This is a genomic window from Streptomyces sp. NPDC002018, from assembly GCF_042890865.1.
In the GTDB taxonomy this organism is placed as follows: domain Bacteria; phylum Actinomycetota; class Actinomycetes; order Streptomycetales; family Streptomycetaceae; genus Streptomyces.
In genome coordinates this window covers 26,224-34,957 of the sequence record NZ_JBIASO010000037.1, presented here as the reverse complement: position 1 = coordinate 34,957, position 8,734 = coordinate 26,224, and the positions used below count along the sequence as shown (strand labels likewise).

Genomic DNA, 8,734 nt, shown 5'->3' with positions numbered 1-8,734 from the left:
GTTCTCCCGCATCATCCAGGCCAAGACCGACGCCGAGGGCGGCGAGGTCACACCCGGCCAGATCTGGTCCGTCTTCCAGGACGAGTACCTGCCCAACCCGGACAACGCCTGGGGCCGGATCCAGCTCCGCTCGGGACAGAGCACGACCGACACGGACGGCCGCGACACCCTGACGGTCCAGGCCGTGGTGGACGGCGTGGAGACGGTGCTCAGCGGCACCGGCAACGGCCCCATCTCGGCGTTCTTCGAGGCCCTGGCGGGCGTCGGGGTGGACGCCAGGCTCCTGGACTACCAGGAGCACACGATGAGCGAGGGCGCGAGCGCGCAGGCCGCCTCGTACATCGAGTGCGCGATCGACGGGAAGGTGCTGTGGGGCATCGGGATCGACGCGAACACCACCCGGGCGTCACTCAAGGCGGTCGTCTCCGCGGTCAACCGCGCGACTCGTTGACGCGCCGGTCATGAACCGCTGATCCCGGCTTTCACCTGGGCGTTCAGGGGCCCCGTCCACCGGTCGCGGTGGGCGGGGTTCAGCCATGTCGTGGCGATCTCACGCCGCGGTACTGACGGAGCCCGGAGGATGTGGCTAACATCACGTCAACGCGGCAATGTTGCCGGAGCGTTACGGAGGTGCGCGACGTGCTGCCAGCTCAGGGATCAAGCGGCCGAAAAGTGCGCATCTGCGGCATTCGCACGTCCTGGAACACCGTCGGTGACGGGGAGTTCTTCTGCCCCGGCTGCGGGGGCGACCGCAACTACCGCCGTCGCACCGGCCGTCGCCGGTTCACCGTCCTCGGTGTCCCCCTGCTCGCGCGCGGGCTCGCCGGTCCGGTGATCGAATGCGCGGCCTGTCACACCCACTTCGGCATGGACGCCCTCGACCACCCCACCACCCTCCGCTTCTCCGCGATGCTGCGCGACGCCGTGCACACCGTCGCGCTCGCCGTTCTCGCGGCCGGCGGGATCTCCTCCCGTACGGTCAGGGAGACCGCGGTCCACACCGTCCGCGCGGCCGGGTTCGAGGACTGCACGGAGGACCGGCTCACCGATCTGGTGGAGGCGCTCGCCGCCGACACCGGCCGGTTCGTCGTGGACCCCGGTCCGTGCGGCGCGGCGCTCGCCATCGAGCTGCACGAGGCGCTGGAGCCGCTGGCCCCGCATCTCGCTCCGGCGGGCCGGGAGTCGATCGTGCTCCAGGGCGCCAGGATCGCGGTGGCCGACGGACCGTACAGCCCGGCGGAGCGCGAGGTGCTCAGCATCGTGGGCGGCGCGCTGCTGCTGTGCTCGGACGACACGGAGAGACTGCTGCTGGCGGCGTCGGGAACGCCCTCCTGACGCTCCTGCGGGGCCATGGGCGCCCCGGTGGGCCCTCCGCGCCTCGCCGGTGGGCCTCTGCCCGCCTCTGCGGCGCCCGACCGCCTCCGCGGCGCCCGACTGCCTCCGCGGTGCCCGGTCGGCCCCGCGGTGCCGCCCCGCCTCCGTGGCGCTCCGTCCCGGCCGCCGGGGCCGGGCGGCGTCCTGGGGCGGATGACGGGGCGTCCTGGGCCCCTGCGCGACCGGCGGCCCGGCGGCCCGCGCGCATGCGCGAGAATGAGCCCATGAGTCTGTTCCGGGACGACGGCGTCGTGCTGCGCACCCAGAAGCTCGGTGAGGCCGACCGCATCATCACGCTTCTGACCCGCGGCCACGGCCGTGTCCGCGCCGTCGCCCGGGGGGTGCGCCGGACGAAGTCCAAGTTCGGGGCGCGGCTGGAACCTTTCTCCCATGTCGATGTGCAGTTCTTCGCGCGCGGCAGCGAACTCGTCGGCCGCGGTCTGCCGCTGTGCACCCAGAGCGAGACCATCGCTCCGTACGGTGGCGGCATCGTCGCCGACTACGCCCGCTACACCGCGGGGACGGCCATGCTGGAGACCGCCGAGCGTTTCACCGACCACGAGGGTGAGCCGGCCGTCCAGCAGTATCTGCTCCTGGTCGGCGGGCTGCGCACGCTCGCCCGCGGTGAGCACGCCCCCCATCTCATCCTGGACGCCTTCCTGCTGCGCTCCCTCGCCGTCAACGGATACGCGCCGAGCTTCGACGACTGCGCCAAGTGCGGACTCCACGGTCCGAACCGTTTCTTCTCCGTGGCGGCGGGCGGGGTCATATGCGCCGACTGCCGGGTGCCCGGCAGCGTCGTACCCTCTGCTGAGGCCGTCGGACTGCTGAGCGCGCTGCTGACCGGCGACTGGGCGACGGCTGACGCGTGCGAGGCGCGGCATGTCAGGGAGGGCAGCGGACTGGTGTCCGCCTATCTCCACTGGCACCTGGAGCGCGGTCTGCGCTCGCTCAGATACGTAGAGAAGAACTGATCACGCAGAGAAGATTTGGGAGACGAGAGCGCATGGCACGACGCGGAATCCTGGGACGTTCCCGCCGCGAGTACAAGACGCCCGAGCCGCACCCCTCGGGTGCGCGGCCGCCGAAGATCCCCGCCGAGCTGGTGCCCCAGCACGTGGCGTGTGTGATGGACGGGAACGGCCGCTGGGCCAAGGAGCGCGGGCTGCCCCGCACCGAGGGCCACAAGGTCGGCGAGGGCGTTGTCCTCGATGTGCTCAAGGGCTGTCTGGAGATGGGCGTCAAGAACCTCTCCCTGTACGCCTTCTCCACCGAGAACTGGAAGCGGACACCCGACGAGGTGCGCTTCCTCATGAACTTCAACCGTGATGTCATCCGGCGCCGCCGCGACGAGATGGACGAGCTGGGTATCCGTATCCGCTGGGTCGGCCGGATGCCCAAGATGTGGAAGTCGGTCGTCCAGGAGCTCCAGATCGCACAGGAGCAGACCAAGGACAACGATGCCATGACGCTCTACTTCTGCGTCAACTACGGCGGGCGTGCGGAGATCGCGGACGCGGCGCAGGCGCTCGCGGCGGATGTGGCGTCGGGGAAGCTCGACCCGGCCAAGGTCAACGAGAAGACGTTCGCGAAGTACCTCTACTATCCGGACATGCCGGACGTGGATCTCTTCCTGCGGCCCAGTGGTGAGCAGCGCACGTCCAACTATCTGATCTGGCAGAGCAGTTACGCGGAGATGGTCTTCCAGGACGTGCTCTGGCCGGACTTCGACCGCAGGGATCTGTGGCGGGCCTGTCTCGAATACGCCTCCAGGGACCGGCGCTTCGGCGGGGCGCTGCCCAACCCGGACGAGCAGGCGGAAGAGATCCCGCAGGGCTGATTCCGCGGGGCTTGTCCCGCGGGGCCGCGCACCATCTTCCCCGGTGCCGGGCGGGCTGTTCTCCGCCCGGCACGGGCGCGGGTTCCGCGGGTGCTGCTGCTTCCGGGGCTAGTTCTTCGCGGCCTGGCCCGCGCAGCGCGCGCACTCCGCGCAGGTGCCGAAGATCTCCACCGTGTGCGCCACGCTCACATAGCCGTGCTGGGCGGCGATCGTCTCGGCCCACTGCTCGACCGCGGGCCCCTCGACCTCGACGGCCTTTCCGCAGACCCGGCAGACAAGATGGTGGTGGTGGTCGCCGGTCGAGCAGCGGCGGTAGACGGACTCGCCGTCGTTCGTGCGCAGCACATCGACCTCGCCGGCGTCGGCGAGGGACTGGAGCGTGCGGTACACCGTGGTCAGACCGACCGAGTCGCCCCGGTGCTTGAGCATGTCGTGGAGCTCCTGCGCGCTGCGGAACTCGTCGACCTCGTCGAGCGCCGCCGCCACCGCGGCACGCTGGCGGGTCGATCGGCCGCGCACGGGGGCCGCGCTCGATCCATCGCTGGGCGCAGTCGTCACAGGTGCCTCCTTGCCTCTGCCCGTATCCACCGGGCGTTGCCCGCTTCCCCTCGGGCCATTCTGCCAGTTCGTGACCGGCCCGCGGTCAGACGGTGAGGTCGTCCGTGGGCCGGCGGCCGGCCGTCCCGTCCTGAACAGGCGTTACGCCTGGTACGGCGGTGGTCACGGACCGCCCCGCGGCCTCGGCGGTCCGCAGGGCCCCGGCCCGCCGTCTCGCCAGGGGGGTGGCGAGGACCGTCAGCACCACGAAGACCCCGATCGCCAGCAGCACGATCGTCGCGCCGGGCGGTACGTCCTGGTAGTACGAGGTGGCCGTACCGGCGAGCGTCACCGCCGTGCCGATCACGACCGCGAGCACGAACGTGACCGCGAACGACCGGGTGATCTGCTGGGCGGCCGCGACCGGCACCACCATCAGCGCGCTGACCAGCAGCAGTCCCACCACCCGCATGGCGACGGTGACCGTGACCGCCGCCGTGACCGCGATCAGCAGGTTCAGTGTGCGTACCGGCAGTCCGGTGACCCGGGCGAACTCCTCGTCCTGGCTGACCGCGAAGAGCTGCCGCCGCAGCCCCACCGTCACCAGCACCACGAAGGCGGCGAGCAGCGAGATCGCGGTCACGTCCGACGGCGAGACCGTCGACAGGGAACCGAACAGATAGGAACTGAGATTGGCGTTCGAGCCGTTCGGCGCGAGATTGATCAGCAGGACGCCGCCGGCCATGCCGCCGTAGAAGAGCATCGCCAGCGCGATATCGCCGCGGGTGCGGCCGTACGCCCTGATCAGCTCCATGGTGATGGCACCGGCCACCGAGACCAGCGTCGCGATCCACACGGGGCTGGCGGAGAGCAGAAAGCCCAGACCGACGCCGGTCATGGCGACATGGCCGATGCCGTCGCCCATCAGTGCCTGGCGGCGCTGTACGAGATAGATGCCGACGGCGGGGGCGGTGATACCGACCAGCACGGCCGCGATCAGCGCGCGCTGCATGAACGCGGTCTGGAGGATTTCCATGGTCAGGTCAGCAGTCCTGTGCGGAGCGGCTGGTCGGCCGCGTGGGGATGGACATGATCGTGGCCGGGCAGGGCGTGCTGGCCGACGGCCCGTGGTGGCGGCCCGTCGTGGGTCACACAGCCGTCGCGCAGCACCACCGCGCGGTCGATCAGCGGCTCCAGCGGGCCCAGTTCATGGAGGACGAGCAGCACGGTCGTCCCGGCCGCCACCTGTTCACGCAGCGTCGCCGCGAGGATGTCCTGGCTGGCCAGATCGACGCCCGCCATCGGCTCGTCCATGATCAGCAGCTCGGGCCCGGCGGCGAGCGCCCTGGCTATCAGGACCCGTTGGTGCTGGCCGCCGGAGAGCGCGTCCACGGAGTCCTTGGCGCGGTCGGCGAGACCGACCAGTTCGATGGCCGCCTCGACGGCCGCCCGGTCGGCCTTGGAGGGCCGGCGGAGCTTCGTACGGGAGAGCCGGCCGGAGGAGACGACTTCGCGGACGGTCGCGGGCACCCCGCTCGCGGCGGTGGTGCGCTGCGGTACGTAACCGACCCGCGCCCAGTCCCGGAAGCGGCGCAGCGGCGTCCCGAAGAGCGAGACCTCGCCGTCGGTCAGCGGGACCTGGCCGATCACCGAGCGTACGGCGGTGGACTTCCCGGAACCGTTGGCGCCGAGCAGGGCGACGACCTCGCCGCGGCGCACGGTGAGGTCGATGCCGCGCAGCACCGTGCGCGCACCGAGGGTCGCGGTGGCTCCGCGGACGGAGACGACCGGCGCGGGGAGCTGCCGCTCGGGACGTTCTCCGTCCGCGGCGGCCGCGCGCCCGGCCGGGTCCGGGGCCCGGCGGGGTCCGGGGATCGACGGACGCGGGGCCGCCGCCGGTGCCTCCTCGGAGCCGGCCGCGGCGGCCCGGTCCGCGGCGCTCCGGCCGGCCGTGACGGGGTCGGCCGCGGTGCGGTCGGACGGGTCTGTCGCGGTGCGGTCGGACGCGGCGCGGTCCGGCGCGGTCCGCTTCCCGGCGGGCCGTGCCTCCGGGGCGGCGGAGGCCGCGGTCCCGGCCTCGGGGGCTCGCGCCTCCTGAGCCTGTTCGTCGCTCTCCGTGGTCGCCATCTGCCGCGCCTCCCTTGCTGCCGCCGGCCGGTTCACTTCGCGCCGAGTGCCGTTCGCAGCGCGGCGAGGTTGGCCTGCATGACCTCGATGTAGTCATCGCCCTCGGACTGGTCCGTGATTCCCTCCAGCGGATCCAGGACGTCCGTCTTCAGCCCCGAGTCCGCCGCGATGGTCTTGGCGGTCTTGTCGCTGGCGAGCGTCTCGAAGAATACGGTGCTGACCTTGTCCTGCTTCGCGATGGTCTCCAGTTCCTTGATCCGGGCGGGGCTGGGCTCGGCCTCGGGATCGATACCGGCGATCGCCTCCTGCTCCAGGCCGTAGCGCTCGGCGAGATAGCCGAAGGCGGCGTGGGTGGTGATGAAGGTCTTGGTGGAGGTGTTCGCGAGGCCCTCCTTGAACGCGGTGTCCAGCCCGCCGAGCTCGGCCACCAGCGCGTCCGTGTTCTTCCGGTACGTGTCGGCGTGGTCCGGGTCGGCCTTCTCCAGGGAGGCGCCGACGCCCTGGGCGACCTCGGCGTACTTCACCGGGTCGAGCCAGATGTGGGGGTCGCTGCCGTCCGGGGTGCCCTCCTCCTCGGCCGCGTGCTCGTCGGCTCCGTGCTCGTCCCCGCCGTGCTCGTGGCCGACCTCGGTGCCGTGTTTCTCCAGCGTGGTCAGGGTGGCCGCGTCGACGATGTGCGCGACCCCGGACTGGTCGATCGCCTCGTCCACGGCGGGCTGGATACCCTTGAGGTAGAGAACGACGTCCGCCTCGCCGAGTTCGGCGGTCTGCCGGGGCTTCAGCTCGAGATCGTGCGGCTCGATGCCCGGCTTGGTGAGGGTGGTGACGGAGACGAGATCGCCGCCGATCCGCTGGGCGAGGAATTCCATCGGGTAGAACGACGCCGTGATCGCGAGCTTGTCACCGCTCTTCTGGCCGGCGGCGTCGGAGGAGGAGCAGGCGGACAGCGCCACCAGGCCGAGCGTGACAGCTCCGGCGAGGGTGGCGGTGGGTATCAGGCGGCGTGCGTTCATGACAGTCATTTTCAACAAAACTGGAAACGATTGTCAACAAGGGCCGGGTATGTCTCGTACCACGCACCGATTTGATCGAAGGGGCGCACCCGCCGCTAATCTGAAGCATTCGCGTTCGTCGTCGTCGTAATGAAGAGAGCACCGTGGCCGCCGACAAGATCGACACCATCGTCAACCTGAGCAAGCGCCGTGGCTTCGTCTACCCGTCCAGTGAGATCTACGGCGGTCAGCGGGCCGCCTGGGACTACGGGCCGCTCGGAGTCGAGCTGAAGGAGAACATCAAGCGCCAGTGGTGGCGCTACATGGTCACCTCGCGCGAGGACGTCGTCGGTATCGACTCGTCGGTGATCCTGGCCACGGAGGTCTGGGAGGCGTCGGGTCACGTGGCGACCTTCACCGACCCGCTCACCGAGTGCACCTCCTGCCACAAGCGGTTCCGCGCGGACCACCTGGAAGAGGCGTACGAGGAGAAGCACGGCAAGGCCCCCGCGAATGGCCTCGCCGACCTCAACTGCCCCAACTGCGGCAACAAGGGCACCTTCACCGAGCCCAAGCAGTTCTCCGGCCTGCTCACCACCCACCTCGGCCCGACGCAGGACTCCGGCTCGGTCGCCTATCTCCGTCCCGAGACCGCGCAGGGCATCTTCACCAACTTCGCCCAGGTGCAGCAGACGTCGCGCAAGAAGCCGCCGTTCGGCATCGCGCAGGTCGGCAAGTCCTTCCGGAACGAGATCACTCCGGGCAACTTCATCTTCCGCACCCGCGAGTTCGAGCAGATGGAGATGGAGTTCTTCGTCAAGCCGGGCGAGGACGAGCAGTGGCAGGAGTACTGGATGGAGCAGCGCTGGAACTGGTACCGCGACCTGGGGCTCCGCGAGGAGAACATGCGCTGGTACGAGCACCCCAAGGAGAAGCTCTCCCACTACTCCAAGCGCACCGCCGACATCGAGTACCGCTTCTCCTTCGGCGGCAGCGAGTGGGGCGAGCTGGAGGGTGTCGCCAACCGCACCGACTACGACCTCGGCGCGCACTCCAAGGCGTCCGGCCATGACCTGTCGTACTTCGACCAGGAGGCCGGCGAGCGCTGGACCCCCTATGTGATCGAGCCCGCCGCCGGTGTCGGCCGCGCGATGCTCGCCTTCCTCCTCGACGCGTACAACGAGGACGAGGCGCCCAACGCCAAGGGCGTGCTGGAGAAGCGCACCGTGATGCGGCTCGACCCGCGCCTCGCGCCGGTCAAGGTGGCCGTGCTGCCGCTCTCCCGCAACCCGCAGCTCTCGCCCAAGGCCAAGGGCCTCGCCGAGGACCTGCGGCGCAACTGGAACATCGAGTTCGACGACGCGGGTGCCATCGGCCGCCGCTACCGCCGCCAGGACGAGATCGGCACGCCGTTCTGTGTGACCGTCGACTTCGACACCCTCGACGACAACGCGGTGACCGTGCGCGAGCGCGACACGATGAAGCAGGAGCGTGTCTCGCTGGACCAGATCCAGAGCTACCTCGGCGGCCGGCTGATGGGCTGCTGACCGGACTTCGTCACGGTCCTGGCTCGAAGCCCCCGGTTCCACCACGGAACCGGGGGCTTCGTTGCACACTGGGCGCACGCGTCAACAGGAGGCACGGATGCCGTCCACGACCACCAGCAAGGTCAGCAGATGGGATCAGCACGGGCGTGAACATGTCGTACGCGTCCAGAAAGCGGGTGTACAGCGGTCGTTGGTCTGTGACACCTGCGGCTGGCGCAAGAACGCGCAGTTCCTGCCCTGGCTGAAGGCACAGGAACATCTCACCGAGGCCCACCAGGCGACGGTGGACCCCGCCGGCGGCTGACGAACGGGCGGCG

Annotated in this window: 10 protein-coding genes; 6 read left to right on the top strand and 4 right to left on the bottom strand. The window is 70.3% G+C overall.

Annotation, left to right across the window (positions count from 1 at the left end; all coding sequences use genetic code 11):
* The 4 genes from ACFYYH_RS33555 to ACFYYH_RS33540 all read left to right on the top strand — a co-directional run.
* Positions 1-451: alpha-isopropylmalate synthase regulatory domain-containing protein (locus ACFYYH_RS33555; RefSeq protein WP_388559403.1), on the top strand; the 451-nt coding region annotated here is incomplete at its 5' end.
* 221 nt (positions 452-672) lie between these two features.
* A complete protein-coding gene (locus ACFYYH_RS33550) occupies positions 673-1,335 on the top strand; it encodes a TerB family tellurite resistance protein (RefSeq protein ID WP_388559400.1) in 663 nt (220 codons plus the stop codon).
* A gap of 263 nt (positions 1,336-1,598) precedes the next feature.
* On the top strand, positions 1,599-2,348 hold the full coding sequence (recO, locus tag ACFYYH_RS33545) for a DNA repair protein RecO (RefSeq protein WP_388559398.1): 750 nt from the start codon (positions 1,599-1,601) through the stop codon (positions 2,346-2,348).
* A gap of 32 nt (positions 2,349-2,380) precedes the next feature.
* Positions 2,381-3,214: an isoprenyl transferase gene (locus tag ACFYYH_RS33540; RefSeq protein ID WP_388559395.1), complete on the top strand. Its 834-nt coding sequence runs from the start codon at positions 2,381-2,383 to the stop codon at positions 3,212-3,214.
* Between the two features lie 108 nt (positions 3,215-3,322).
* On the opposite strand, the gene ACFYYH_RS33535 is transcribed toward ACFYYH_RS33540, so the two are convergent.
* From ACFYYH_RS33535 to ACFYYH_RS33520, 4 genes are all read right to left on the bottom strand, one after another.
* Positions 3,323-3,772: a Fur family transcriptional regulator gene (locus ACFYYH_RS33535; RefSeq protein ID WP_388559392.1), complete on the bottom strand. Its 450-nt coding sequence runs from the start codon at positions 3,770-3,772 to the stop codon at positions 3,323-3,325.
* Positions 3,773-3,857: 85 nt separating this feature from the next.
* On the bottom strand, positions 3,858-4,787 hold the full coding sequence (locus tag ACFYYH_RS33530; protein ID WP_388559390.1) for a metal ABC transporter permease: 930 nt from the start codon (positions 4,785-4,787) through the stop codon (positions 3,858-3,860).
* Positions 4,788-4,789: 2 nt separating this feature from the next.
* Positions 4,790-5,494 (bottom strand): metal ABC transporter ATP-binding protein, encoded by a 705-nt coding sequence (locus tag ACFYYH_RS33525; RefSeq protein WP_388559417.1) that lies wholly within the window; start codon positions 5,492-5,494, stop codon positions 4,790-4,792.
* A gap of 416 nt (positions 5,495-5,910) precedes the next feature.
* Positions 5,911-6,891, bottom strand: a complete 981-nt coding sequence (locus ACFYYH_RS33520) for a metal ABC transporter substrate-binding protein (protein ID WP_388559387.1) — start codon at positions 6,889-6,891, stop codon at positions 5,911-5,913.
* Between the two features lie 143 nt (positions 6,892-7,034).
* On the opposite strand from ACFYYH_RS33520, the gene ACFYYH_RS33515 reads away from it, so the two are divergent.
* Both ACFYYH_RS33515 and ACFYYH_RS33510 read left to right on the top strand, forming a co-directional pair.
* Positions 7,035-8,417: a glycine--tRNA ligase gene (locus ACFYYH_RS33515; RefSeq protein WP_388559384.1), complete on the top strand. Its 1,383-nt coding sequence runs from the start codon at positions 7,035-7,037 to the stop codon at positions 8,415-8,417.
* A 97-nt stretch (positions 8,418-8,514) separates the two neighbouring features.
* Positions 8,515-8,721: a hypothetical protein gene (locus tag ACFYYH_RS33510; protein WP_388559381.1), complete on the top strand. Its 207-nt coding sequence runs from the start codon at positions 8,515-8,517 to the stop codon at positions 8,719-8,721.
* Positions 8,722-8,734: the final 13 nt, after the last annotated feature.